21 protein-coding genes are annotated in these 25,042 nt (G+C 63.3%); 10 read left to right on the top strand and 11 right to left on the bottom strand.

Annotation, left to right across the window (positions count from 1 at the left end; translation table 11 throughout):
* Window positions 1-73: 73 nt before the first annotated feature.
* Complete coding sequence (locus CO656_RS07510) at window positions 74-1,093, top strand: lytic transglycosylase domain-containing protein (RefSeq protein WP_097525323.1); 1,020 nt, start codon at window positions 74-76, stop codon at window positions 1,091-1,093.
* 51 nt (window positions 1,094-1,144) lie between these two features.
* Here CO656_RS07510 and CO656_RS07505 read toward each other — a convergent pair whose 3' ends face one another.
* Window positions 1,145-2,509 carry a serine hydrolase gene (locus tag CO656_RS07505; RefSeq protein WP_097525322.1) on the bottom strand — a complete coding sequence of 455 codons (1,365 nt, stop codon included), beginning with the start codon at window positions 2,507-2,509 and terminating at the stop codon, window positions 1,145-1,147.
* 209 nt (window positions 2,510-2,718) lie between these two features.
* Here CO656_RS07505 and CO656_RS07500 point away from each other — a divergent pair, with 209 nt between their 5' ends.
* The 5 genes from CO656_RS07500 to CO656_RS07480 all read left to right on the top strand — a co-directional run bounded on the left by CO656_RS07500 (window position 2,719) and on the right by CO656_RS07480 (window position 8,018).
* On the top strand, window positions 2,719-3,969 hold the full coding sequence (locus CO656_RS07500) for a DUF3419 family protein (RefSeq protein ID WP_097525321.1): 1,251 nt from the start codon (window positions 2,719-2,721) through the stop codon (window positions 3,967-3,969).
* Window positions 3,966-4,643 carry a class I SAM-dependent methyltransferase gene (locus tag CO656_RS07495; RefSeq protein ID WP_097525320.1) on the top strand — a complete coding sequence of 226 codons (678 nt, stop codon included), beginning with the start codon at window positions 3,966-3,968 and terminating at the stop codon, window positions 4,641-4,643. Before CO656_RS07500 ends, CO656_RS07495 begins: the two co-directional genes overlap by 4 nt.
* A 153-nt stretch (window positions 4,644-4,796) precedes the next feature.
* Window positions 4,797-5,576: a glycoside hydrolase family 25 protein gene (locus tag CO656_RS07490; protein WP_037415391.1), complete on the top strand. Its 780-nt coding sequence runs from the start codon at window positions 4,797-4,799 to the stop codon at window positions 5,574-5,576.
* A gap of 145 nt (window positions 5,577-5,721) precedes the next feature.
* Window positions 5,722-6,936: a lytic murein transglycosylase gene (locus CO656_RS07485; RefSeq protein ID WP_097525405.1), complete on the top strand. Its 1,215-nt coding sequence runs from the start codon at window positions 5,722-5,724 to the stop codon at window positions 6,934-6,936.
* 143 nt (window positions 6,937-7,079) lie between these two features.
* Window positions 7,080-8,018, top strand: coding sequence for a DMT family transporter (locus CO656_RS07480; protein ID WP_097525319.1), 939 nt, complete (start codon window positions 7,080-7,082; stop codon window positions 8,016-8,018).
* Between the two features lie 601 nt (window positions 8,019-8,619).
* Here CO656_RS07480 and metF read toward each other — a convergent pair.
* The 4 genes from metF to CO656_RS07460 form a co-directional block, all read right to left on the bottom strand.
* On the bottom strand, window positions 8,620-9,552 hold the full coding sequence (metF, locus tag CO656_RS07475; protein WP_037415385.1) for a methylenetetrahydrofolate reductase [NAD(P)H]: 933 nt from the start codon (window positions 9,550-9,552) through the stop codon (window positions 8,620-8,622).
* Window positions 9,553-9,554: 2 nt separating this feature from the next.
* The gene (locus tag CO656_RS07470) at window positions 9,555-10,574 is read right to left on the bottom strand and encodes a metalloregulator ArsR/SmtB family transcription factor (RefSeq protein WP_097525318.1); all 1,020 of its coding nucleotides are present in this window, start codon (window positions 10,572-10,574) and stop codon (window positions 9,555-9,557) included.
* A gap of 292 nt (window positions 10,575-10,866) precedes the next feature.
* Complete coding sequence (gene ettA / locus CO656_RS07465) at window positions 10,867-12,516, bottom strand: energy-dependent translational throttle protein EttA (RefSeq protein WP_097525317.1); 1,650 nt, start codon at window positions 12,514-12,516, stop codon at window positions 10,867-10,869.
* Between the two features lie 119 nt (window positions 12,517-12,635).
* On the bottom strand, window positions 12,636-13,409 hold the full coding sequence (locus CO656_RS07460; protein ID WP_037415372.1) for a ribonuclease: 774 nt from the start codon (window positions 13,407-13,409) through the stop codon (window positions 12,636-12,638).
* 233 nt (window positions 13,410-13,642) lie between these two features.
* On the opposite strand from CO656_RS07460, the gene CO656_RS07455 reads away from it, so the two are divergent.
* Together CO656_RS07455 and CO656_RS07450 are read left to right on the top strand one after the other, a co-directional pair.
* A complete protein-coding gene (locus CO656_RS07455; RefSeq protein ID WP_037415370.1) occupies window positions 13,643-14,596 on the top strand; it encodes an alpha/beta hydrolase in 954 nt (317 codons plus the stop codon).
* Window positions 14,597-14,654: 58 nt separating this feature from the next.
* Complete coding sequence (locus tag CO656_RS07450; protein WP_097525316.1) at window positions 14,655-16,301, top strand: thiamine pyrophosphate-binding protein; 1,647 nt, start codon at window positions 14,655-14,657, stop codon at window positions 16,299-16,301.
* Between the two features lie 63 nt (window positions 16,302-16,364).
* On the opposite strand, the gene CO656_RS07445 is transcribed toward CO656_RS07450, so the two are convergent.
* From CO656_RS07445 to CO656_RS07435, 3 genes are all read right to left on the bottom strand, one after another.
* Window positions 16,365-16,571: a hypothetical protein gene (locus CO656_RS07445; RefSeq protein ID WP_097525315.1), complete on the bottom strand. Its 207-nt coding sequence runs from the start codon at window positions 16,569-16,571 to the stop codon at window positions 16,365-16,367.
* Window positions 16,572-16,838: 267 nt separating this feature from the next.
* On the bottom strand, window positions 16,839-17,177 hold the full coding sequence (locus tag CO656_RS07440; protein WP_037415359.1) for a TIGR01244 family sulfur transferase: 339 nt from the start codon (window positions 17,175-17,177) through the stop codon (window positions 16,839-16,841).
* A 72-nt stretch (window positions 17,178-17,249) separates the two neighbouring features.
* A complete protein-coding gene (locus CO656_RS07435) occupies window positions 17,250-18,092 on the bottom strand; it encodes a DUF4432 family protein (protein ID WP_097525314.1) in 843 nt (280 codons plus the stop codon).
* A gap of 249 nt (window positions 18,093-18,341) precedes the next feature.
* Between CO656_RS07435 and CO656_RS07430 the strand changes: the two genes are divergently transcribed.
* Window positions 18,342-19,787, top strand: a complete 1,446-nt coding sequence (locus tag CO656_RS07430; protein WP_097525313.1) for a L,D-transpeptidase family protein — start codon at window positions 18,342-18,344, stop codon at window positions 19,785-19,787.
* A gap of 176 nt (window positions 19,788-19,963) precedes the next feature.
* Window positions 19,964-21,253 (top strand): FAD-binding oxidoreductase, encoded by a 1,290-nt coding sequence (locus CO656_RS07425; protein ID WP_097525312.1) that lies wholly within the window; start codon window positions 19,964-19,966, stop codon window positions 21,251-21,253.
* A 173-nt stretch (window positions 21,254-21,426) separates the two neighbouring features.
* On the opposite strand, the gene CO656_RS07420 is transcribed toward CO656_RS07425, so the two are convergent.
* The 3 genes from CO656_RS07420 to CO656_RS07410 form a co-directional block, all read right to left on the bottom strand.
* The gene (locus tag CO656_RS07420) at window positions 21,427-22,143 is read right to left on the bottom strand and encodes a ParA family protein (RefSeq protein ID WP_097525311.1); all 717 of its coding nucleotides are present in this window, start codon (window positions 22,141-22,143) and stop codon (window positions 21,427-21,429) included.
* Window positions 22,144-22,344: 201 nt separating this feature from the next.
* Window positions 22,345-23,490: an iron-containing alcohol dehydrogenase gene (locus CO656_RS07415; protein ID WP_097525310.1), complete on the bottom strand. Its 1,146-nt coding sequence runs from the start codon at window positions 23,488-23,490 to the stop codon at window positions 22,345-22,347.
* The gene (locus CO656_RS07410; protein ID WP_097525309.1) at window positions 23,487-24,872 is read right to left on the bottom strand and encodes an aldehyde dehydrogenase family protein; all 1,386 of its coding nucleotides are present in this window, start codon (window positions 24,870-24,872) and stop codon (window positions 23,487-23,489) included. Before CO656_RS07410 ends, CO656_RS07415 begins: the two co-directional genes overlap by 4 nt.
* Window positions 24,873-25,042 lie beyond the last annotated feature (170 nt).

The raw sequence follows: 25,042 nt of genomic DNA, 5'->3' as shown, positions 1-25,042 counted from the left end.
AAGATTCAAGCGCAGCGGTTGGCAGCTGCTGATTTGCAGGGGCTACGGGGCCCAGAAGCACGAAAGTGACCGCATGGCGAAGATCCGTATTTCCCTTCCGAAACAGGCATTTACCGCCATCGCGCTAACATCGGCAATTGCTTCGGGTTGCTCCACGGTCGAGCACACCTCTCTCGAAGAACTGACGGCCGTGCAAACGGTTACCCCCATTGCGAAGCCCGGAACGGAAATGACGGCTTACGCTCTGCCGGCGCCAATCGGCGTGGCGTCGAGCACCTCCGCCGCGCTGAACACGCAGACGGCCTCGGCACCGGCGGACGTGGCACCAGCTCCGCAAGGCTCGATCGCTGCCGCCTCCGCCGCTCAGCCCAGCATGACGCCGGCGACGGATGCGACGCTCGCCTTCGCGGCTCCCCAGGCGGTTGCGATGCCCACCGCCAAGCCGGGCCAGGCCTTCGACGCGGCGATGGCAACGCCCGCATCGGCCACTCTCCCGGCTGCCGCGGCTACGCCGGCCGTTGAAAAAAGCGCCCAGGCGCCCGCGACGTCCTCTCTCACGATTGCCGCCTCATGGGAGTCGGATTTCGACACCGGGGAGCCGGTCGGCCTTGAAACCCTGGTGGCCAAGCGCATGATCGTTCCGACGGAGCGGCCCAAGACCGGCGTCATCGGCTCGGCGGTCGGCGCGGTTGCGAGCGTCATCCCCGATTCGTTGAAGCTGACGAAAGCCCCGACCAGTTCCAAGCCGGAACTCGACCGACTGATCAAGCATTACGCCGAGCTCAACGGCCTTCCCCTGGAACTCGTGCATCGGGTCGTCAAGCGCGAGAGCAACTACAATCCGCACGCCTACAGCAGGGGCAATTACGGCCTGATGCAGATCCGGTACAATACCGCGCGGGGCCTCGGCTATGAAGGCCCGCCCGAGGGCCTCTTCGACGCGGAAACCAACCTCAAATATGCGACCAAGTATCTGCGTGGTGCCTGGATGGTCGCCGACAACCAGCACGACGGCGCGGTGAAGCTCTATGCCAGCGGCTATTATTACCACGCCAAGCGCAAGGGCATGCTCGACATGCTGGACATGCAGTAACGGGCCGCTTCCGTCCCTCCCAGCCTATGACATTGCTGATCGGCGCCGCGCTCAATCGAGCGCAGCAATCACCGCGGTTTGCAGCTTCCGTACATCATAACCGCCGCCTCCGGGGGTGAGACCAAGCCGAACGACAGCGAGTCGGAGCGACGGAACGAGCATGATCGATTGCCCGTCATGCCCGAGCATCCAGAACGTGTCGGGCGGGAAATTACCCGTTCCGGCGCGCGTGCCGTTCTCGATAAGCCAGATCTGGCCGGCGCCGTAGTCGCCACCGGATGCGGCAGTCGGGATTCGCATGAACTTCACAAATCCCTCGGGCAGCAGGGCTCTGCCCTGCCAACGGCCATCATCCAGCAGAAATTGGGCAAACCGCGCCCAATCCTGCGCCGTGGCGTACATGTATGAGGAGCCGACGAAAGTGCCCTGCGCATCCGTCTCCATGACGGCGCTGGTCATCCCAAGCGGCTCGAACAGCACCCGGCGGGGATAGGCGAGCGCCTGAGCGGGGCTGTCGAAAGTCTGCATCCACAGGCGCGACAGGACGTTCGTCGTTCCGGTCGAATAGTTGAACCGGGCACCCGGTGCCGCTTCGAGCGGCTTCGAAGCGGCGAACCCGGCCATGTCGCTTTCGAGAAAGAGCATCCGCGTGACATCGGTGACGTCGCCGTAATCCTCGTTGAAGGCAAGCCCGCTCTGCATCGCCAGGAGATCGGCAAGCTTGATCCGCGCTCGTTCATCCCCGCTCCATTCCGGCAGAAGGTTGGCCTTCTCCAGATCCATGCGCCCTTCGGCGATACGCATGCCGACCAGTGCCGCGGTGACCGATTTCGTCATCGACCAGCCAAGCAGACGCGTCTCGCGGTCGAAACCCTGGCCATACGCTTCGCCGACGAGATGCCCATCCTTGACGACAAGGACGGCCCGCATGCCTGAACCGGCCAATTCGGGATCTTCTGCCAATTTCTGGAATGCCGGGTCGATCTCCGCCTTGTTGCCGACGGGCCAGGCAAGGTCCGGGCTCTTTGCAGCCGCGGCAGCCCCAGTGGCGTTATCGAGCGCCGGCGCGGCCAGCGCCTGCATGGTCCCCTCCCCGGTTACCGTGCAGCCAAGTCCCGGGCGATAGACAGCCCGTGCCGGGGCCGCGAAGCCGAAGATCCTTGCCGTCACCGCATGCTGATCGCGGTCGACCGACACGCTGACGAACTTGAGCAACGGATGACCGGGCGCCTGCACGTCTTCGGCGAGCACCGCCTGCGGGTCTCGTCCCGCCAGGAAGACGTTGGAACAGACGATTTTGGCGGCATAGCCGTCCCCGACCTTGAGCAGTTCCGGTGGAAAGAGGGCCAACCAGCCGGCGGCCGCCGCGGCTATCGCAATTAACAAGGCACCGGATTTCCGCAATAAACCCTTCATAGCCGCCTCCTGGGCCACAGGAGATCAGGTTTTCAGGGAAAGGAAAAGTGGATTTACCATGATGGGGAACTCTGTTGAAGAACGCCCGTTCCGGCCGCCTTTCGCTCTTAGAGGTCTCGGCGGAGTGCCGCCGGCCTGTGGGAACCCCGTCATCAAAGTGTAGTCGAGTCGCTCTAGAAGCGCCTCAGTTTCAACTGGATGGCAGGCAAATGACAGAACTCGCCCACGATGCCGGCTTTGGCGGAAGGAACGCCAAGCTGAAGAGCGCGCTTCTCCAGCACCGGGCCCTTTCCCTCGCCGGACTGTCGGAGCGCGTGTTCGGGCTGCTCTTCTCCGGCCTCGTCTACCCCCAGATCTGGGAAGATCCGATTGTCGACATGGAAGCAATGCAGATCGAGCCCGGCCACCATATCGTGACTATCGGCTCCGGCGGCTGCAACATGCTGACCTATCTGTCCGCCGGCCCGGCGCACATCGACGTGGTCGACCTCAATCCCCACCATATCGCCTTGAACCGGCTGAAGCTTGCCGCCCTCCGTCACCTGCCGAGTCACAAGGATGTCGTACGGTTCCTGGGCAGTGCCGGCACGCGTTCGAACATCCAGGCCTTCGATCTCTTCATAGCGCCCAAGCTCGATCAAGCCACTCGCACCTACTGGAACGGCCGCGACATGGCGGGTCGCCGCCGCATCGGCGTCTTCGGCCGCAATATCTATCGCACCGGCCTTCTCGGCCGCTTCATCGCCGTCAGCCACCTTCTGGCGCGGCTCCACGGCGTCAATCCCGCGGATTTCGTCGAGGCACGCTCCATGCGCGAGCAGCGGCAATTCTTCGACGACAAGCTCGCACCGCTCTTCGACCGGCCGATCATCCGCTGGATCACCGGCCGCAAGAGTTCGCTTTTCGGCCTCGGCATCCCGCCGCAGCAGTTCGACGAACTCGCCAGCCTCAGCCAGGAGAAATCGCTGGCCCAAGTGCTGCGCCATCGTCTCGAAAAGCTGACGTGCCACTTTCCGCTGCGCGAGAACTACTTCGCCTGGCAGGCTTTCGGCCGGCGCTATCCGCTCCCGCACGAGGGCGAGTTGCCGCCCTATCTGCAGACATCCAATTACGAAACTATCCGCAACCACACGGACCGGGTCACGGTCCATCACGAGAGCTTCACCGATTTGCTCGGCCGCAAGCCGGCCTCTTCCGTCGATCGCTATGTGCTCCTCGATGCGCAGGACTGGATGGCCGACCGGCAGCTGAACGACCTCTGGAGCGAAATCACCCGCACCGCCGCGCCGGGCGCCGTGGTGATCTTCCGCACCGCTGCAGAAGCGAGCATCCTGCCGGGACGTCTCTCCGAAGCCCTGCTCGACCAGTGGCACTACGATGCGGAGACTTCGTCGAAGCTCGGTGCCGAGGACCGTTCGGCCATCTATGGTGGCTTCCACATTTACCGGAAGAGAGCATGAGCGGCCCGCCGTCCGTTGGCAACAGCCATGCCCGGCTCATGGACCGGATGTACCGCTACCAGCGCTACATCTATGATTTTACCAGGAAATATTACCTCTTCGGCCGCGACACGCTGATCCGCGAACTGGACGCGCCGCCGGGCGGTTCGGTGCTCGAGATCGGCTGCGGCACCGGGCGTAACCTGGCGATGATCGGCGATCTCTATCCAACGGCACGCCTTTTCGGTCTCGACATCTCCGCCGAGATGCTCGCAACCGCCAAGGCGAAGCTTCGGCGCCACGGACGGCCGGATGCAAACCTGCGCATAGCCGACGCGACGAACTTCACTGCCGCCTCTTTCGGTGAGGCGGGCTTTGACCGAATCGTCATCTCCTATGCGCTGTCGATGATTCCCGACTGGCAGAAGGCGGTCGACGCGGCGATCGACGCCCTCCATCCGGGCGGCTCGCTGCATGTCGCCGATTTCGGCCAGCAGGAGGGATGGCCGGGCGGCTTCCGCCGCCTCCTCCAGGGCTGGCTGAAGCGCTTTCACGTCACGCCACGCGAATCGCTGTTCGACGTCATGCGCGCCAGGGCCGAGCGGGACGGCGCCGCACTGGAGCTCAGGACGATCGGCAGAGGCTATGCATGGATCGCTGTCTACCGCCGTCCGGCGGACGTGCAGGCTCCGTGATCGGCCAGCGCGACAGCAATACAATTGCCGCTTGAGCTAACTCAAATTTTACGATGTTATGGTGAAAAGGAGGTCAAGCCTCCCTGGGGACATCACCATCATGGAAACCATCGCGTGAGGCAGGATCGTCGTTCGTCTGCAAACGGAACCCTCATGCGCCGGCTCCTCCTGGCTTTGCTGCCCATCGCCACCATTCTCTCCGCCTGCACGTCCACCGACTACGACCTCGTGCGCACGGCCTCCATACCGCCGCGCTTCCAGGACACCGATCCGCAGGATTTCGGCGATCGCACACCGCACCATCACAGCGTCCACGGCATCGACGTTTCCAAATGGAACGGCGACATCGACTGGATGAGGGTCAAGAACTCCGGCGTTTCCTTCGCCTTCATCAAGGCAACCGAGGGCAAGGACCGCGTCGATTCGCGCTTCCACGAATATTGGCCGCGCGCGCGCGCCGCCGGGCTCGCCTATGCCCCCTACCATTTCTACTATTTCTGCTCGAGCGCGGACGCGCAGGCCGACTGGTTCATCGCCAATGTACCGAGGAGCGCTGTCCATCTGCCGCCGGTTCTCGATGTCGAGTGGAACGGCGAATCGAAGACCTGCCGCTACCGCCCGTCGCCGGACACCGTGCGCTCCGAGATGAAGCGGTTCATGGACCGCTTGGAAGCGCATTACGGCAAGCGGCCGATCATCTACACCTCCGTCGATTTCCACCGCGACAATCTCGTCGGCGCCTTCAACGACTATCACTTCTGGGTGCGTTCCGTCGCCAAGCACCCCAAGGACATTTACGTCGACCGACGCTGGGCCTTCTGGCAATACACCAGCACCGGAGTCATTCCGGGCATCGAAGGCCATACCGACATCAACGCCTTCGCGGGCTCCGCCAAGAATTGGAAGAAATGGGTGGCGGCGGTTTCGCAATAGGCGAGAATGCCGCCCGCACCGACGCCTGGCGGACCGATTTCTTCATTCGGTCATAATGCTCTGAGAAAGCACCGGCATATTGATCTGCGCAATTTCGCAAGCCCGACGGCCGCGCCAGGCCACGCGGCCCTCGAAAGGAATTATGATGATTGGCAATGCTCGCAACGCGTTCCTCACCCTTGGCCTGCTCGCCCTCTCCAGCACCTCGGCGCTGGCTCAGACGCAGCCCCAACCGCAGACCCCCGTTGCCTGCGGCGGCGATCTCGCTGCCTTTCTGGAGGGCGTCAAGGCCGAGGCGATCGGCAAGGGCATCCCCGCCGATGTCGCGGACCGGGCGCTCGCCGGGGCGGCCATCGACCAGAAGGTATTGAGTCGCGACCGCGCCCAGGGCGTGTTCAAGCAGACCTTCACCGAGTTTTCCAAGCGCACCGTCAGCAAGGCGCGGCTCGACATCGGCGCCCAGAAGATGAAGGAATATGCCGACGTCTTCGCCCGCGCGGAGAGTGAGTTCGGCGTGCCGGCGCCGGTGATCACGGCGTTCTGGGCGATGGAAACCGATTTCGGCGCCGTTCAGGGCGATTTCAACACACGCAATGCGCTGGTGACGCTGGCGCATGACTGCCGCCGGCCGGAAATGTTCCGGCCGCAGCTCCTTGCCGCCATCGAAATGGTCCAGCACGGCGATCTCGACCCGGCGGTGACCACGGGCGCCTGGGCCGGCGAGATCGGTCAGGTGCAGATGCTGCCGGAGGACATCATCGCCTATGGCATCGATGGCGACGGCGATGGGCACGTAAATCTGAAGAAGAGCGCGCCGGATTCAATTCTGACCGCGGCGAAGTTTATCCAGAGCCTCGGCTTCACCGCGGGACAGCCCTGGATCCAGGAAGTCAGCGTGCCGGATGAACTGCCCTGGGAAAAGACGGGCCTGCAGGCGGGCATGACGGCGGGCGACTGGTTCGCTCTTGGCGTCACTCCGCGCGACGGCAATACCTCGCATGGGTCGCTTGAGGCCTCGCTGGTGCTGCCCCAGGGGCGAAAGGGCGTAGCCTTCCTGACCTACCCGAACTTCAAGATCTATCTCGAATGGAACCAGTCGTTCATCTATACGACGTCGGCCGCCTATTTCGCCACCCGCCTCGCCGGCGCCCCGCCCTACCAGGCCGGCAATCCGGAACCGGGCCTCGGCGATGCGGAGATGAAGGCACTGCAGACGAAGCTGCAGGCGCTCGGCCACGACGTCGGCAAGATCGACGGTATTCTCGGCTCGGGCACACGCACGGCCCTGCAGAAGGAGCAGCTGAAACTCGGCCTGCCGGCCGACGGTTGGGCGACGCCGGATCTGCTCCAGGCCCTCTGACGCCAATATCGAAACCCCTGAGCAATTTCGCAAGAAGCGGGTGGCAACGCCCGCTTCTTCGCATTATCGCTTGCGCAATCGAAAATTGCTGGATTGGATACGCCCGGCGAATCCAATCCGGCTTCGATCGCAGCAGGGCCCAAATGCTATCATCCGGCAGAACCGCCACCACCCACATGACCCTGCGGCTTTGGCTGCTGCTGATGCTGCTCGGCCTGATCTGGGGCGGGTCTTTCTTTTTCGCCCGCGTGGCGGTTGCCCATGTCCCGCCCTTCACGCTCGTGCTGCTGCGCCTCAGCCTCGCCGCGATCGCCCTGCACATCTACTTGCGCGGCAATCATGGCCTCTACCCGGCGCTCGTTGGACGCTGGCGGGAATTTCTGGTCATGGGCCTCGTCAACAACGCCATTCCGCATGCTTTCATCTTTCTCGGCCAGACCCATATCGGTGCCGGGCTGGCCGCCATTCTGAACGCGACGACGCCCGTCTGGACGGTGCTCATTGCCAATGTCGCAACGGAAGACGAGCGCTTGACCGCGGCCAAGATCAGCGGCTGTCTGCTCGGGCTCGCCGGCACCGTGGTGCTCATCGGCCCGAGCGCGTTAGCAGGCCTTTTCGGGGACGCGGGGGACGTACCGCTCTGGGCCCTCGTCCTGCCGGTTCTCGCGGCCGTGAGCTATGGCCTGTCCGCCACCTACGGCAAGCGCTTTCGCAATCTGGCGCCGCCGGTGACGGCCGCCGGACAACTGACGGCCTCGACCATCGTCATGCTGCCGGTCGCCGCCTTCGTGGACACCCCATGGATCCTCCCGATGCCGCCGCTCTCCGCCGTGCTGGCGATCCTCGGCCTGGCGCTCGTCTCGACCGCCTATGCCTATATTCTGTTCTTCCGCATCATGGCGGAGGCCGGTGCCACCAACACGTCGCTGGTCACGCTTCTCGTGCCGCCAAGCGCGATTCTTCTCGGCTATCTCTTCCTTGGCGAGACGCTGCAGGTCACCGACCTCGCCGGGATGGCGCTGATCGCGGCGGGCCTCGCCGTCCTCGATGGGCGCATGTTGCGGCCGCGCTCGTCGACCTGAGGGGAATCAAAAACAGCTGCCGGGTACGGCTTTGAGACGCTTCACAGACCGTTACAAGCGTTCACATTAACCTTCCGGCAGCAATTGTGAAAATAATGTGGCATTTGATTCATAAAACCATTCAGACACTTAGGGCTGTGAATATCGGAGCTGGGATACACGGTTTTCGCGCTGCAGCACAAGTTTCGCTTTTATGCGCCGCTTTTTGGCCCTATGTTTTACCCGTCAACGCAGGGAGGATCCTATGGGACTTACACATTCGTTGAATGTCCTCATGATCAGTGCAGCGTTCGCATTCGTGGCGGTTATGCTCTTCGTCTGACGAAAGGCCGCTGAAAGTCCAAACCGAGGGACTTAAATTTCCGGAAACTCCAATTTTCAGCAGAAGAGGTAACGAAGGCCGCTCCGAGAGCACCCGGCCAGAGCTGCGACATCAGAAAAGCCCATGAACGACGAACCGTTCATGGGCTTTCGCTTCTCTTGGAGTCGGATTCAGGCCTACAGCGCCGCGCGTCTTTTCAGACGCGCGAAGGACGCTGTAACACTTTGAATCTACGCATCGTGCTTTCCGAAAATCCATTCCGATTTTCGCGCCGATGCGCTAAGCCGTAGCGACCGCCGGATAGGAGGGTGCGGCGGCGGGCCTGACCGGTCGGCGCCGATAGCCGACCAGTTCACAGACGGCCGCGATGAGCGGCGACCGGTTCATCGTATAAAGGTGGAAGTCGCGTAGACCCCGACGCGCCAAATCGACGATCTGTTCGGCAGCGATATGGCTCGCCTCCTTGAACCGCTCCTCCGGCTGGTCGTCGAGATGAGCAAGCCGCGAGATGATCGCCTCCGGTACCTTCGAGCCGCAAAGTCCGGCGAAACGGATGACCTGCGTCAGATTGTTGATCGGCAGTATGCCCGGGACGACCGGGATCTGCACGCCGGCGCGCCGCACCCGCTCGAGATATCGTTCGAAATCGTCATTGTCGAAGAAGAACTGGGTGATCGCGCGCGTGGCGCCGCTGTCGACCTTGCGCTTCAGCATGTCGATATCGGCCGCGACATCAGCGCTCTCCGGGTGCTTTTCCGGATAGGCGGAGACGGAAATCTCGAAATCGCCGCGGGCACGAAGCGCCTTGACGAGCGACGCCGAGCTTTCATATCCGCCCGGAAAGGGCTCGTAGGCGCTGCCGATACCGCCTTGCGGATCACCCCTCAGCGCTACGAAATGCCGGACGCCACAGGCGACGAACTCGTCGATGACCGCATCGACTTCGGCTTTCGGCGCGCCGACGCAGGTCAGGTGGGCCGCCGTGTTGTTCAGCCCCATCTCCCCAATCATCCGCTTGACCGTGGTCAACGAACGCGCCTTGGTCGAGCCGCCGGCTCCGTAGGTCACCGTCTGAAATGCCGGCGCGAAGACCGAGAGATCCGATATGGTCTGGAAGAGCTGGATTTCCATCTCTTCGTTCTTCGGCGGAAAGTATTCGAAGGAAAGTCTGAGATTGCCGCGCTCCGCGGGATAAAGCGTCCGTGCGTTCATTCTCAAATTCCCCCCGCCTGTAGGCGCTGTCGCGGCATATCGGCCACATCGGCAGCCCGCTCGTCGCGCGCCAGCCAGATCGTGACCGTCAGTTTCCCCTCTTCCCCGCCTTCCGGGGCAAGATCCGTCGTCTTCTCGAGTGTCAGTCCGGCCTTCTGCAGCCAATCGGCCATCGTCTGATGGGCAAAGCCAAGGCGGGCGTGAGCGTGCTCGTTGCGCAGATATTCGAGGCCGTGCGGGGCAAAATCGATGATCACGAGCCGCCCTCCGGGCACGAGCATGCGCGCCGCCTCGGCGATCGCCGCCTCCGGATCTTCGAGGAAGTGGAGCACCTGATGGATCGTCACGAGGTCGAAGGACTGGCCGTCCAGCGGCAGGTTGAAGATGTCGCCGTGGCGGATCGAAGCCTTGGTGATGCCGGCCCGGTCGAGATTGGAACGTGCCACCGCCAGCATGTCACGGCTGGCGTCGACGCCGATACCGCGCCGGTAGAGCCCCTCGAAGAGCTGCAGGATGCGGCCCGTGCCGGTTCCGAGATCGAGCAGGCTGTCGACCGGTTCGTCGCCGACCATCGTCTTCAAGGCTGCCTCGACGTCGCCTTCGCTGACATGCAGGCGCCTCAGCTCGTCCCACTCGGCAGCGTTGCGGCTGAAATAGGCCTGGGCCTTCTCGGCGCGCGCCTTCTTCAGGGTCGCAAGCCGAATGGAATCTCTGGCAAGGATCGCATCGTCCGGTGCCGACGCCGCGAGAAGCTCGCGGACAAGCGCGACCCGCCCGCCCTCCTGCCGTAGACGGAAATAGGCCCAGGCGCCCTCCTGGTAGCGATCGATCAGCGCCACTTCCGCAAGCAGTTTCAGGTGCCGGGAAATGCGAGGCTGCGACTGGCCGAGAATTTCGGTAAGATCGGTCACGGTCAGGTCGCCGGCCGCAAGCAGCGCCAGAAGACGCATGCGCGTCGGCTCGCCCGCCGCCTTCAGGACGTCGACCAAGGCATCCAAGCCAAGCGTTCCACGGTTCGTCATCGCGATCCTCATCAACACATAAAGATATGTTTATGTGATTTGAAGACGGCGCGCAAGCGGGATTTGCGCGGAAAGGCAAGGAGATGACGCTTCCCAGACATGAAAGCGGGCAGACCTTACGATCCGCCCGCGCAGCGATGTTACGAGTTGGACGCGGCAGCCGCGGACAGGAGCGGCGGGGCTGCTCAAGCGCGGCTCCCGTCCCGTCGCACAAGTTGCCACATCCGCGCGGCAAATGCGCCGAAGCACACCGGGACATCCGACGGCGTGTGCGGCGCCCCCGAGTGGTTGATTACCGCGTCAGGCGTTTGTACGTCACCCGCGTCGGGTTGACCGAGTCGGGACCGAGCCGGCGGATCTTGTCCTTCTCGTAATCCTCGAAGTTGCCTTCGAACCATTCGACATGGCTGTCGCCCTCGAAGGCGAGGATATGGGTCGCCAGGCGATCGAGGAACATGCGGTCGTGGCTGATGATCACCGCGCAGCCGGCGAAGTTTTCGAGCGCATCCTCGAGTGCGGCAAGCGTCTCGGTGTCGAGGTCGTTGGTCGGCTCGTCGAGCAGGATGACGTTGCCGCCGGCCTTGAGCATCTTGGCGAGGTGCACGCGGTTGCGCTGGCCGCCGGAAAGCGTGCCGACCTTCTGCTGCTGGTCACCGCCCTTAAAATTGAAGGACGAGCAATAGGCCCGCGAATTGACCTCGTGCTTGCCGAGCCTGATGACGTCGTTGCCGCCGGAGATTTCCTCCCACACCGTCTTGTTGCCGTCGAGCGCGTCGCGGCTCTGGTCGACATAGCCGAGCTGCACGCTGTCGCCGATGCGGATCGCGCCCTCTTCGGGCTGCTCCTGGCCGGTGATCATCCGGAACAGCGTCGTCTTACCGGCGCCGTTCGGGCCGATGACGCCGACGATGCCGCCCGGCGGCAGCTTGAAGCTCAGGCCCTCGATCAGCAACTGGTCGTCATAGCCCTTGGAGATGTTCTCCGCTTCGATGACCACCTGGCCGAGCCGCTCGCCGACCGGAATGATGATCTGGGCGTCGCCCGGACGCCTGTCGGCCGCCGCCTTTACCAACTCGTCATAGGCGCGGATACGCGCCTTCGACTTCGCCTGTCGGGCCTTCGGGCTCGAGGCGATCCACTCCTGCTCGCGGCTGATGGCCTTCTGGCGGGTCGCCTCTTCACGCCCTTCCTGGGCCATACGCTTGGCCTTTGCCTGCAGATAGGCGGAATAGTTGCCTTCATAGGGAATGCCGCGGCCACGATCGAGCTCGAGAATCCAGCCGGTGACGTTGTCGAGGAAGTAGCGGTCGTGGGTGATCATCAGCACGGCGCCCGGATATTCGCGCAGGTGCTTTTCGAGCCAGGCGATCGTCTCGGCGTCGAGATGGTTGGTCGGTTCGTCGAGAAGCAGCAGGTCCGGCTGCGACAAGAGCAGCTTGCAGAGTGCCACGCGGCGCTTCTCGCCGCCGGACAGATTGGTGACCTCGGCGTCGCCCGGCGGGCAGCGGAGCGCGTCCATCGCCATTTCGACTTGGCTGTCGAGATCCCAGAGGTTCTGACTATCGATGATGTCCTGAAGCTTGGCGCCCTCTTCCGCCGTCTCGTCGGAATAGTTCATCATCAGCTCGTTGTAGCGGTCGATGATCGCCTTCTTCGCGGCCACGCCTTCCATGACGTTCTCGAGCACGTTCTTCTGCGCATCGAGCTGCGGCTCCTGCGGCAGGTAGCCGACGGTCGCGCCTTCGGCGACCCAGGCCTCGCCGGTATATTCGTGGTCGAGCCCGGCCATGATCCGCAGAACCGTGGACTTGCCGGCGCCGTTGGGGCCGAGAATGCCGATCTTAGCGTCCGGATAGAACGACAGATGGATGTTCTCCAGGACCTTCTTGTTGCCATAGGCCTTGTTGAGCCCGGCCATGTGGTAGATAAACTGACGTGCCATAAAGGAATGCTCCGCATCGGAAGGGGAAATTTGCCCGCTATGTAGGCGAATTATGGTGGCGGGGCAATCGCCAAAGGGCCCTGCCCGCGCCGTTCCCTTGCTGCGATAAGCCTTCCAGTTCAGCCCCGCCCGGCGGCGTCGGCGATCCCCTTGGCGCATTTGAACTCGGTCGGCCCGGCCGCCTTTATGAGGCCCGCGAGACCCGCTTGGCCCGAGAGATCGCCGGAAAGCCCAATGGTGAGACCGGTGATTACGCTGCGGCCCTCGACGGTCTGGCAGCGCATGCGCACCCGATCACCGGCCCCTGCTCCGAAACTCTGTTCGAAGGCCGCCTTGATCTGCTTTTCGCCAATCTCCGAACCGATCCTGTCGGCAAACAGGGCACGCACCGCCGATGCGTTCAGCTCGTCGAGAAGACGAAGCTGGAGCGTGAAATAGTCGTCGGCGTTGTCGGCCTGGCAGGTGCCGCTTCGCAGCCATTGGTGCCGGTCGAGACCGGATTTCACCCCCGGCATGGCGACGATGAGACGCGCGGCGGTCTCGTCTGCCATGGCGAGTTTCGGCAGCTCGAGCCACTCCCCCTTGCGGTCTTGCGCCTTCAGTTCCGTCTCCACGCCGCAATAGCTCTTCTTCAAGGGCCAAAGGCCGTGGAGCGAGAAATGCGTCGCATCGAACCGGTCCGAGGTCTGGTCGACGCATTCCTTGCGCGTCGGCCGCGTCTCGCAAAAACCGGGCTGCCAACTGACCGCCAGCACATATTCCGTCCTTGCCCCATCCGGTACCGTCTTCATCTCTTCACCCGGCGATTCCTCTGCGGCGGCCAGAGACGACATCCCCAACCCAAGAGCAAGCGCTGCAACTCTTACCACCTGTACGATAGCTCGCACTGCCATAACGGCCTCCAGTAAAAACAAAACAAGAACAAACTAACAACAAAAGCGGGAAAGTTGCAACCCCCAATATGTCTCTTCGAATCGGTTCTGATCTCATGCGCAAGAAGCAACAAGCAGCGATTGCCTTTGACCGCCAAATCGATTTGATATCGCGTGGAGTGTTGGGCGGATGGTGGATCAGCCTCCATCGCAATAGCTGCTCTGCGGCTATTGCATTTGATTGGGAGTGAGGCATGTTCGGGCAGGTAAGGACACTTCAAAGCCCGACGGGTGCGACGCTCGCATGGCGCCATCGGACGGCTTCCGATGCGCCGCGAGGCATATTGCTGGTCAGCCATGGGCTTGCCGAACATTCCGGCCGCTACGCCCGCTTTGCCGAAGCCATGGCCCAGCATGGCTTCCATGTCTACGCACACGATCATCGCGGCCACGGCGAGAGCCGCGCGGCCGATGCGCAGCTCGGTCTCTTCTCTAAGCGCGGTGGCTCCGAAAAGGTGATTGCCGATCTGCGCGCCGTGCGGCAGATGGCCGCCGCCAACCATCCCGGGCTGCCGGTCGTGCTGTTCGGCCACTCGATGGGTGGGCTGATCGCCCTGAACGCTGCCGAGACCGATCCGGAACTTTATGACGCGCTCGCCGTCTGGAACTCCAATTTTCGCCCCGGTCCCGCCGGCCGCGGCGGCCAACTGATCCTCGCGATCGAACGAATGCTGAAGGGCTCGGACGTCCCGAGCCCGCTGCTTTCGCAACTCACCTTCGGCGCCTGGAGCAAAGCCATTGCCGCTCGGAAGACCGAATTCGACTGGCTGTCGCGCGACGAGGACGAAGTTGCAAAGTATATCGCCGATCCGCTCTGCGGCTTCGAGACCAGCGTCTCACTCTGGATCGACGTCTTCGAACTTGCCTTTGCCGGTGCGCGGTCCGACCGGCTCGCCCGCTTGCCGGCGACGCTGCCGGTCCAGCTGGTCGGCGGCAGCGCCGACCCCTCAACCTTGAACGGCGACGTCGTCGACTGGCTCGGCCGACGCATGAAGGCGCGCGGCATGGCCGACGTGACGATCACGATATATGAGGGAATGCGCCACGAGACGCTCAACGAAATCGGCCGCGAAACCGCGACGGAAGATTTCGCCCGCTGGTGCCTGAAAGCCGTCGGGGTGAGGAACCGCATAGACGAAACAACATGACAGATCCCGCAAGCCGGCGATCTGATCGAAACGGACGATAGCATTGGGAGGTGCTGACATGAAGACGGGCGGGCAACTGGTGGTCGAGGCGCTCATCGCAAACGGCGTCGAGCGCATCTCCTGCGTGCCGGGCGAAAGCTACCTGGCCGTTTTGGATGCGCTCCACGACACCGACATCGACGTCGTCGTCTGCCGCCAGGAAGGCGGTGCGGCGATGATGGCGGATGCCTGGGGGCGGCTGACCGGCGAGCCCGGCATCTGCATGGTCACGCGCGGCCCCGGCGCCACCAATGCCTCCGCCGGGCTTCACGTCGCCCGCCAGGATTCGATCCCGATGATCCTCTTCATCGGCCAGGTGCAGCGTGACGCCCGCGAACGCGAGGCCTTCCAGGAGATCGAATACCGCCGCGCCCTCACCGAGGTCGCCAAATGGGTGGGCGAGATCGACGATCCGGCGCGGATTGCTGAATTCGTCACCCGCGCCTTTGCCGTCGCGACCTCCGGCCGTCCCGGACCGGTGGTTCTGACACTGCCGGAAGACATGCTGACGGAGCGAACGGAAGCTCCGGCCGCCCGCCCTTACCAGCCGGTCGAAAGCCATCCGGGACCGAGCCAGATCGCTCGGCTCGCCGATCTCCTCACGGAAGCGAAGCGCCCAATTGCCATTCTCGGCGGCACCCGCTGGTCCGCGGAAAGCGTTGCCGATTTTGAGCAATTCGCCGAACGCTGGCATCTGCCGGTCGGCTGCTCCTTCCGGCGCCAAATGCTCTTCGATCACCTGCATCCCAGCTATGCCGGCGACGTCGGCATCGGCGTCAACCCGGCGTTGGCAAAGGAAATCAAGGAAGCGGATCTCGTCCTGCTTCTGGGCGGTCGCTTCTCGGAAATGCCCTCCTCCTCTTATACCCTCCTCGATGTCCCCTATCCGAAGCAGAGACTGGTGCATGTCCATCCGGATCCGTCGGAACTCGGCCGCGTCTATAGGCCGGATCTGGCGATCGCCGCGAGCCCGCGCGACTTTGTAGCCGCGCTAGCGGGGATTGAGCCCACCGGAACGCCTGGCTGGGCGCCGCGCACGGCCGCCATGCACGAGACTTATCTCAGATGGTCGACGCCGCCGGAGACCGGGCCGGACGACGTGCGGATGGGACCGATCATGAACTGGATCGAGGCGAACACGGCGCCGGACGCAATCTTCACCAACGGCGCCGGCAACTACGCCACCTGGCTGCACCGCTTTCACCGCTTCCGCCGCTACGGCACGCAAGCCGCGCCCGCCTCAGGCTCGATGGGCTACGGCCTGCCGGCGGCGGTCGCGGCGAAACGCCTTCACCCAAACCGTGAGGTCATCTGCTTTGCCGGCGACGGCTGTTTCCTGATGCATGGGCAGGAATTCGCCACGGCGGTTCGTTACGCCCTGCCGATTATCGTGCTGGTCATCAACAACGGCATCTACGGCACCATCCGCATGCATCAGGAGCGGGAATATCCCGGCCGCGTCAGCGCCACGGATTTGACAAATCCGGATTTTGCGGCGCTTGCCCGCGCCTATGGCGGCCATGGCGAGACGGTCGAGCGGACGGAAGAGTTTGCCAATGCATTTCTCAGAGCGCGTGCCAGCCGCAAGCCGGCGATCATCGAGATCAAGCTCGACCCGGAGGCGATCACGCCGGCACGGACGCTGAGCGAAATACGCAAGGGCTGAGGGAAAAGACGGCGCCTGAATGAGAGCCCGGCCGGGAGCGGGCGTCGGCAAGTCCTTGCGCTTTCAAACCGTCCGAATCATTTCCCAAAGCTGGTCCGGCACTTTCACGCCGGCCTGATAAAGCTTGGCAATCTTCCTGGCGAGTTGGTCGGCCTCCTCGCTGCCGATCGACAGGTTTCGCTCTTCCAGCGCGCGGTGCCAAACGCCTTCGAGGATCGCCACGTGGCCGGGAAGAATCGGATAGTCTCTGAAACTATTGAACGGATCCATGGCCGGTCGCCTCTTTAAAGCTGTCCGCCGAGACCCTCGCGCGCCCGACGAGACGGCGATGTCTAACAATTTCGCGGCCAGCAGGAACGGCGTCAGAAACGCGAAAGCGCGCTTGTTTGGGCCAAGCGCGCTCCAAGCGAACGATCTTCAAAGGGCGCCGGCACCCTCGATCGAACAAATCCAATATAGCACCGAATACCGGCTGGAAACAGTGAAAAGCGGTCGTTCGCCCGTCCGACCTTTGCCGCCGAACGCACGATCGCGGGTCTAGCTGCGAATATGTTGCGTCTGCTGGTAGACGGCCGTCGAGCGGGCGCCGGAGCGGCAATAGCCAAGCATCGGGCGCTCGAATTCGTCGAGCGCGTCGACCATGCGGGTCACCGCATCGGCGGTCACGCCCATCGGGCCGACCGGGATATGGGCGATGTCCAGCCCGAGTTCCTGGGCACGCGCGGCAATCGCGTCGAAGGTCGGCTGGTCGGGAGCCTCGAAATCCGGACGGTGGCAGACGATGGACTTGAAACCGAGCGCCTTGATCTCGTCGAGGTCCTCGACCGTGATCTGACCGGAGACCGAGTATTCATCGTTGATCTGGCGAATGTCCATGATGTCGCTTCCTCAAGACTGCGTTGCCTTGGTGTAGGCCGCAGGCCCGGCGGCGTCAATCGCGAAGCGATCTCAGACGACGCCGAAGGTAAGCGCGTAGTCGCGTGACTGTCCGGGCTTAAGCAGATCAAGCTCGCCGGCGGCCGAGAGTTCCACCCGCTTGGCAATTCGGTGCGACGCGGGCTCGATGCTGAGGACATTCGCACCGCCGCGTTGGCAGCGCCACATCTGCAGGAAAGGCAGCGTGTCGGCCAGGAATTGCACATTTAAGGCGCGCCCTTGAAGCCCGGGCAGAGCGGACAGCGTAACCTCCGCCCAGCGGTCTTCGCCGGCGACTGCGGTCCGGCAGAAATGCGCGCTCTCGCCTTCCCCGAACCGCCAGGCAATTGACCCGCCCTCCACCGAGGCACTGTCGATCCGCGTTTCATCACCAAGCAGCCGGCCGCCGATATTCATGTGGTACATCATCATCGGCGCGAAGGCGGAGGCGCCGATATTGACGACACGGTCCTTGAGCACCACCCCATGCCCATTCCCGTGGACCTGCCAAACGCGCTCGACCGCCGCTCTGCCGCCGCAGGCAAGATCGACTTCCGTAACCGCCGAGCAGCGCGAACCATCGGCGGACATCTCCGTCCGGCTGACCGGCGTACCGGCAAGCGACCCGTGCAGTGGGTAGCATACCTGATCGTCACCTCCCGCGATCGGCTCCGGATGGCGGATATGGTCGGGACCGCAGGTGAACAGGAAGCCGGCCAGAGCCCGGTCGATCCGCGGGTCGCCGTCGGAGGGGATCGCCTCTCCCGGCGACAGATCTGTGCCCTCTGTGACGAAAGCGGCGATATCGAGCGCCGAGGAACGGTCGAACAGGAGATGGCTCTCCAGGCCATTGTCGGCGCTCAAGATGGTCCCCATTCTCGCCTCCCGGCCGCACTCAGAATCACGAATCGTGAGGGTATGATAGCGCAGTCGCCCCACTGAAGTGGCCGGTCTTTTGGATTGAACCTTCCGCGAGGAAAAACGTTATAAATTCAACGCGATTGGAGGGCATTCCCGTCCTGTGACAGAGTTCCCGTGTTGCAACCGCTCGGAAGCTCGCCTAACTAGATTTTAAGGGATCGTTCATGATGAATTCATTTTTTTCACATTAACGTCGGAATCGGTATGTACCGCCGCAAAGCAGCCACCATGAAAATAGGTTCCAACTTGTCAGCGACCCGCACCGGCCTTTCGCTTCTCGCCGCACTCGGCCTTCTCGCAGTGGAGCTCGTGCCCGCCCGCGCCCAGGATGGCTATGGCGGCTATTGGGGCGGCGGCGATGTGATGCTGGTCACTCCCGAGGGCGATATTCTCGACTACATGCCCGGACCGGACGAGGTCCAGGCGATGCGCGACCGCCGCGGCCGTACGGTGCTCGTGGATCCCTGGGGAAATATCGTCGCCACCGTCGTCCCGAATGACGGCTACGGCGTGCGCCGCCGACAATACGGCGATGACGGGTATTCCAACGAGCGGGAGCGCGGCTATGGCTATTCAGAGCCCGGTGAATACACCGGCACCGTTCCCAACTATCGCGACGCGACGCCCGCCCCGGTCGAACGCGAGGAACTGCCGAACAGCCTTCCGAGCCTTGGCGAAGAACAGGCCGCCTACGATCCGCAGTATCAGGATCCACTCGGCCAGCCGATGCCGCCGGCGATCGAGATGAAGGGCAAATCGCGGGCCGAAATCACCGCCCTCCAGGTCTTCCTCGACCGCGAAGGCTTCTCGCCGGGCGTCATCGACGGCAAGATGGGCTCCAACGTCACCAAGGCGATAGAGGCCTTTCAGCAGGCGACCGGCGAAAAGCTCGACCCGAACAATACCGAGGACATTCTCGAGCGGCTGCGCTTCAATGGCGGCCTGCCTATCACCACTTACACGATCACCGCTGCCGACGCAGCCGGGCCCTATGTCGCCGCGATCCCGGAAGACTATGCCCACAAGGCGCAGCTCCCGCATCTCTCCTTCACCTCCACGGCCGAGATGCTGGGCGAGAAATTCCATATGGACGAGAACTACCTGCGCGAACTCAACCCGGGCGTCGACTTCTCCATCCCTGGCACGACGATCAAGGTCATCAATCCCGGAGCGAACAAGTCCGGAAAGGTGGCACGGATCATCGCCGACAAGGGGCGCAAGCAGGTCTTCGCCTATGACGATGCCGGCAAGCTCATCGCCGCCTACCCCGCCACCATCGGTTCGGCTGATACGCCTTCACCGTCGGGCACGGTCTCGGTCGAGCGGATCGCCTTCAATCCGGGTTACACTTACAATCCGAAGATCAACTTCCAGCAGGGCGCCAACAACAAGATCCTGACGCTGCAGCCGGGACCGAACGGCCCGGTGGGCACCGTCTGGATAGCGCTTTCGAGGCCGACCTACGGCATTCACGGCACGCCCGATCCTTCGAAGATCGGCAAGACCCAGAGCCACGGCTGTATCCGCCTGACCAACTGGGACGCGACCGAACTTGGAAAGATGGTGAGCCCTGGTGTGACTGTGGAATTCGTCGACGAGCCGGGGGCGCCGATTTCAGCCGACTCAGCAGATGTTTTGACTCCTTATTAAGAGTTCGCCCCCACCACAGGTGAGGCGGAGCCGCGCGAGGGGTCGCCCGCCTCTTTCACTTTGCCCGGCATTGTTGGTCTTCATGACTTAATGAAACATTGTCATGAAGAACTTTGCCCCGTTGGTTCTATCAAAGGCAAAGGAATCCCTCGATTACCGCAAAGGAATGGCCCGCAATGGCGACGGAGCGCCCTCTTCCCAACCTCTGGCATGCAACGGCTCCAGCCGCACCCGACACAGGCCGCCTCAGCGGTGACATGGCTGCAGATGTGGCCATTATCGGCGGAGGCTTTACCGGGCTCTCGGCCGCCCTTCACCTCGCCGAAATGGGCGTCAAGGCCGTTGTGATCGAGGCGCGCATGATCGGCTTCGGCGGTTCCGGCCGCAATGTAGGCCTGGTCAATGCCGGCATGTGGGTGAAGCCGGACGACCTCATTGCCACGCTCGGCGCGGAGGCCGGCGGCCGCCTGTTGAGCGAGCTCGGGAACGGCCCCTCGCTTGTCTATGACCTCGTCGAGCGTCATGGCATCGCTTGCGAAGCGGTCCGCAACGGAACGCTGCACATGGCGGTCGGACCCGAGGGGCTCAAGGAGATCACCGCGCGCGAGGCGCAATGGCAGAAGCTGGGCGCCCCGGTCGAAGCGCTTTCGGCGGAAAAGGCCAAGATGCTTTCAGGCGCCGAAGGATTTACTGGCGCATTGCTCGACCGGCGGGCCGGCACGATCCAGCCTCTCGCCTATGCGCGCGGCCTGGCTCGGGCGGCGCTGAAGGCAGGTGCCCAGATCTTCACGGAAACGCCGCTGGTTGCCGCCGAGCGCAGCGGCGACGCCTGGAAGCTTTCGGCCGGCCGCGGCACGCTGACGGCCCGGCATGTCATCGTCGCCACCGAGGCCTATGGCGCGCTCGTGAACGGCGCGCCATGGAGGACACAGACGCAGGAACTCACGGTCCTTCCCTATTTTCAATTCGCGACCAATCCGCTGCCTGACGATGTCGCGGGCCGCATCCTCCCCGAGCGCCAGGGCGCCTGGGACACGGGCCTCGTCATGACGTCGTTCCGCATGGATCGGCAGAACCGGCTGATCTTCGGCTCGATCGGCCGCCTCGACGCCATGGCCGCGGGGACGCATCGCGCCTTCGCGGCGCGCTCGGTGCGCAAGCTCTTCCCCTATATCGGCGATTTCCGCTTCGAATATTGGTGGGACGGCCGGATCGGCATGACGACCAATCACCTGCCGGTCATGCACGCGTTGGCGCCGAATGTCGTTTCCGTCAGCGGTTACAACGGCCGCGGCATCGCCCCCGGCACGGTCTTCGGCCGCGCCCTTGCCCGGCATGTCACGGGCGACGTCTCGGCGATCCCGCTCGCCGAGACCCCGATCACGCCGGATCCCTGGCGGAACCTCAAATCCGCCTTCTATCATGCCGGCGCCCAGGCCAAGCATTTCATCGACAGGCGGTTCTGACGGAAGATTTCGACCGGAACGGCCTACTGCATCTCTCCTTGAATCGACCTCGATTCAAGGACAAAGACATGCAGCAATTCTAAGTGCTACAACGACCTTTGCGCGTCTGATAAGACGCGCGGCGCTGTAGGCCAGTTCCGGCCGGCCTTGGGAGGCAATAGGGGCCGCCCGCTTCAGGCCGCGCGAGGCAGGGCCGAGCGCAAGCGAGACATAAGGGCACGGCGTGGCGTTACCGGCAGCAGGCTTTGCACCTCGCTGGCGAGCGCGAACGCGTTTTCGCGCGCTTTGTCGAGATTGCTGACGCGGTTTGGGTCCATGGTCTCCAAGGTGCCGCCCAGTTCGAAGATCTCCCGATAGGCGGCGCGTTCGATAATCGGCGTGTCGAGGACAGAAACGCCGCGCGAGGCGAGCATCGCCTTGATCGCCTGCAGCGCCCGCGTCGTCACCAGGGAATTGACGCGCGTCAGGACCACCGAGTGGTTGATGCACACCCTGGCCTTCTGTTCGATCTGGCGAATGAGCTCCAGGATCTGGACTGCGCCGCGCGCGTCCATGGCACAGCCCTGCACCGGGATCAGCACCTGATCTGAAAGCCCGAGTGCCAGCGCGACGATCGCGTCCCTGGCACCGGCGAGATCGACCACGATGTAATCGGCCTCGTCTTTCAGTTCGCGGATATGGCAGGACAACGAGGCGGGCGTAATGTGCGAGATCACCTCGAGATTGGCGATGTGACCGGAGGCTTCCGACCAGCTGGTGATCCATCGCTGCGGATCCGCATCCAGGATCACCACGCGGTTGCCCTGCCGGGCCAGTTCCGTCGCCAGGATCAGGGCAGCCGTCGTCTTGCCGGCGCCGCCCTTTGCGTTGGCCAAAGTAATGACCGCCATCTTGTCACCTCATTCTCTCAGTGCCCCCGTCGCTGGGCTCGGGTGCAGGTTCGGTTAACAGAACCTTTCAGAAGATGGTTAACAAAATGGAAACTTTGGCTGGCAAAGATTAACCGGCGCAGCCGACGGCTTGCGGCTTCCCAACAAAAAAGCCCGGGAAATCAACGCTTCCCTGGGCCTTGGCAAAATTAACGCGATGGCTCAGATGCACTCGGCAAAGAGCTTCTTCGCGGCGTCGAGCGTCAGTTTCACCGGATTGCCGCTGGCGGTCGGGTCTACGATCGCCATTTCCGCCATCTCGCCTATTCGGTCAGTGCCGACGCCGAGCGCGAAGAGCTTGTCCGGCACGCCGAGTTCTTCGCGCAGTTGCAGCACATAGTCATAGAAGCCGTCAAACCCGCCGGCGATGCCGAGATAGGCCGCAGCCCGCGCGATCTTCTCCTCGATTGCCGGCCGATTGAAGCGCAGCACCGGCGGCATCACCACCGCATTGGTCATCCCATGATGGGTGTTGTAGATGGCGCCGACCGGGTGCGAGAGCGAGTGGATCGCACCAAGCCCCTTCTGGAAGGCGACTGCGCCCATTGCCGCCGCGCTCATCATGTTGGCGCGCGCCTCGATATCCGTGCCGTCCTTGTAGGCGCGCGGCAGGTATTCCTTGACGAGCCGCATGCCTTCGAGCGCGATGCCGGCAGACATCGGATGATAGAAGGGCGATGAATAGGCCTCCAGGCAATGGGCAAAGGCGTCCATGCCGGTGCCTGCCGTGATCACCTTCGGCATGCCGACCGTCAGTTCCGGGTCGCAGATCGTCACGGCCGGCAGGAACTTCGGGTGGAAGATCACCTTCTTCACATGGCTCGCCGAATTGGTGATGACGCTGGCGCGCCCGACTTCCGAGCCGGTTCCCGCCGTTGTAGGCACGGCGATGATCGGCGCAATGCCTTCGACGCTGGCGCGCGTCCACCAGTCGCCGACGTCCTCGAAGTCCCAGACCGGCCGCGTCTGACCGACCATGAAGGCGACGCATTTGCCGAGGTCGAGGCCCGAGCCGCCGCCGAAGGCAACGACACCGTCATGGCCGCCATCCTTGAAGGCCCTGATCCCCGCCTCGAGATTGACGTCGTTCGGATTCGGGTCGACATCGGCGAAGATGGCACGCCCGAGACCGCCGGCTTCCAGGATATCCAGCGCACCCTGCGTGATCGCCATCCGCGCCAGACCGCGGTCGGTGATCAGCAGCGGCCTCTTCATGCCGACGGCCTTGCAATGGTCGGCAAGCTCCTTGATCCGGCCGGCGCCGAACTTGACGGCGGTCGGATAGCTCCAGTTGGCGGTGATCGTCATGCTGTGACTTTCTTCAGATGAAAGGATTTCGGACGGGTGAGATTGTGGAAGCCGAGGACCGAAAGCGAGCCGCCGCGGCCCGTCTCCTTGACCCCGGTCCAGCAGAGTGCCGGATCGAGATAGTCGGCGCGGTTCATGAAGACCGTGCCGGTTTCGAGCTCCCGGCCGATGCGGGCGGCGCGCTCGGCGTCCCTGGTCCAGAGCGAGACGGTGAGACCATACTGACTGTCGTTCATCAGTTCGATCGCCTCGGCATCGTTCTTCACCTTCATGATGCCGACGGCTGGACCGAAGGTCTCCTCGCGCATGAACTCCATCGAGTGATCGACATCGACGAGTATCTGCGGCGCGAGATAGGCGCCGCCGTCGTCCTCAGGAAAAAGCTTCGGATCGATCAGCGCCTTGGCGCCCTTCGACACGGCGTCGGCGATCTGGTTGCGAACGGTCGCGGCAAAGCGCTTGTTGGCCATGGGTCCGAGCGTCGTTTCCGGATCGAGCGGGTTGCCGAGCTTGTAGTTGGAGACCCAGGCAACCGACTTCTCGACGAAGGCATCGTAGAGCGACTCATGCACGTAGATGCGCTCGATTCCGCAGCAGCACTGGCCGGAATTGTAGGTGGCGCCGTCCATCAGCGTATCGACAGCCGCATCGAGATCGGCGTCCTTCATCACGTAGCCGGGATCCTTGCCGCCAAGCTCCAGGCCGAGCCCGGTGAAGGTGCCGGCCGCCGCGCGCTCGATCGAGCGCCCGCCTTCGACCGAGCCGGTGAAGTTGATGAAATCGAAGCTTTTCGCGGCAATCAGCGCCGCGGTCGTGTCGTGGTCGAGGAAAAGGTTCTGGAAGACATCCGCCGGCACGCCCGCCTCGACGAAGGCGCGCACCATGCGCTCGCCGACGAGGATCGTCTGGCTGGCATGCTTGAGGATCACCGTGTTGCCGGCCATCAGCGCCGGCGCCACCGTATTGATCGCCGTCATGTAGGGATAGTTCCAGGGCGCGATAACGAAGACGACGCCATGCGGCTCGCGCTCGATGCGCCGCTCGAAGCGGTCGCTCTCCTCGACGACAAGCGGCCTCAGCGCATCTGCGGCGATGGAGGCCACGTAATTCGAGCGCTCGTTGAAACCCTTGAACTCGCCGCCGTAGCGGACCGGACGGCCCATCTGCCAGGCAAGTTCGGGCACCACGTCGTCGACCATCTCGTTGAGTCGGGCCACACCGGCGAGCACCAATTTGACGCGCTCGTCGAGCGGCCGCTTCGCCCAGCTCTTCTGCGCGAGCCGCGCGTGCGCCACCGCCTGTCTGGCGAGCTCCAGCGGCAGTGCGGGCCGCTCGGCAAAGACCTCGCCATTCACCGGCGAAATGCATCTGATCATCGTCATGATCGTTTTCCTGTTTCTGCTTTCAAAATAATGACCCCTCCCCAACCCCTCCCCACAAGGGGGAGGGACTACACTGCCGCACCCTCGCCTCGCTGGCCTGAAGCGTCGCAACTCGCGAAAACGCCGGGGTGGGCAACACGGTGCCGCCGCGAAGCCCCTCCCCCTTGTGG

Origin of the sequence: Sinorhizobium sp. FG01, from assembly GCF_002531875.1 — a bacterium.
GTDB classification, from domain to species: Bacteria; Pseudomonadota; Alphaproteobacteria; order Rhizobiales; family Rhizobiaceae; genus Sinorhizobium; species Sinorhizobium fredii_C.
The sequence above is the reverse complement of the archived record's forward strand: the minus strand, read 5'-3'. Positions and strand labels throughout refer to the sequence as shown.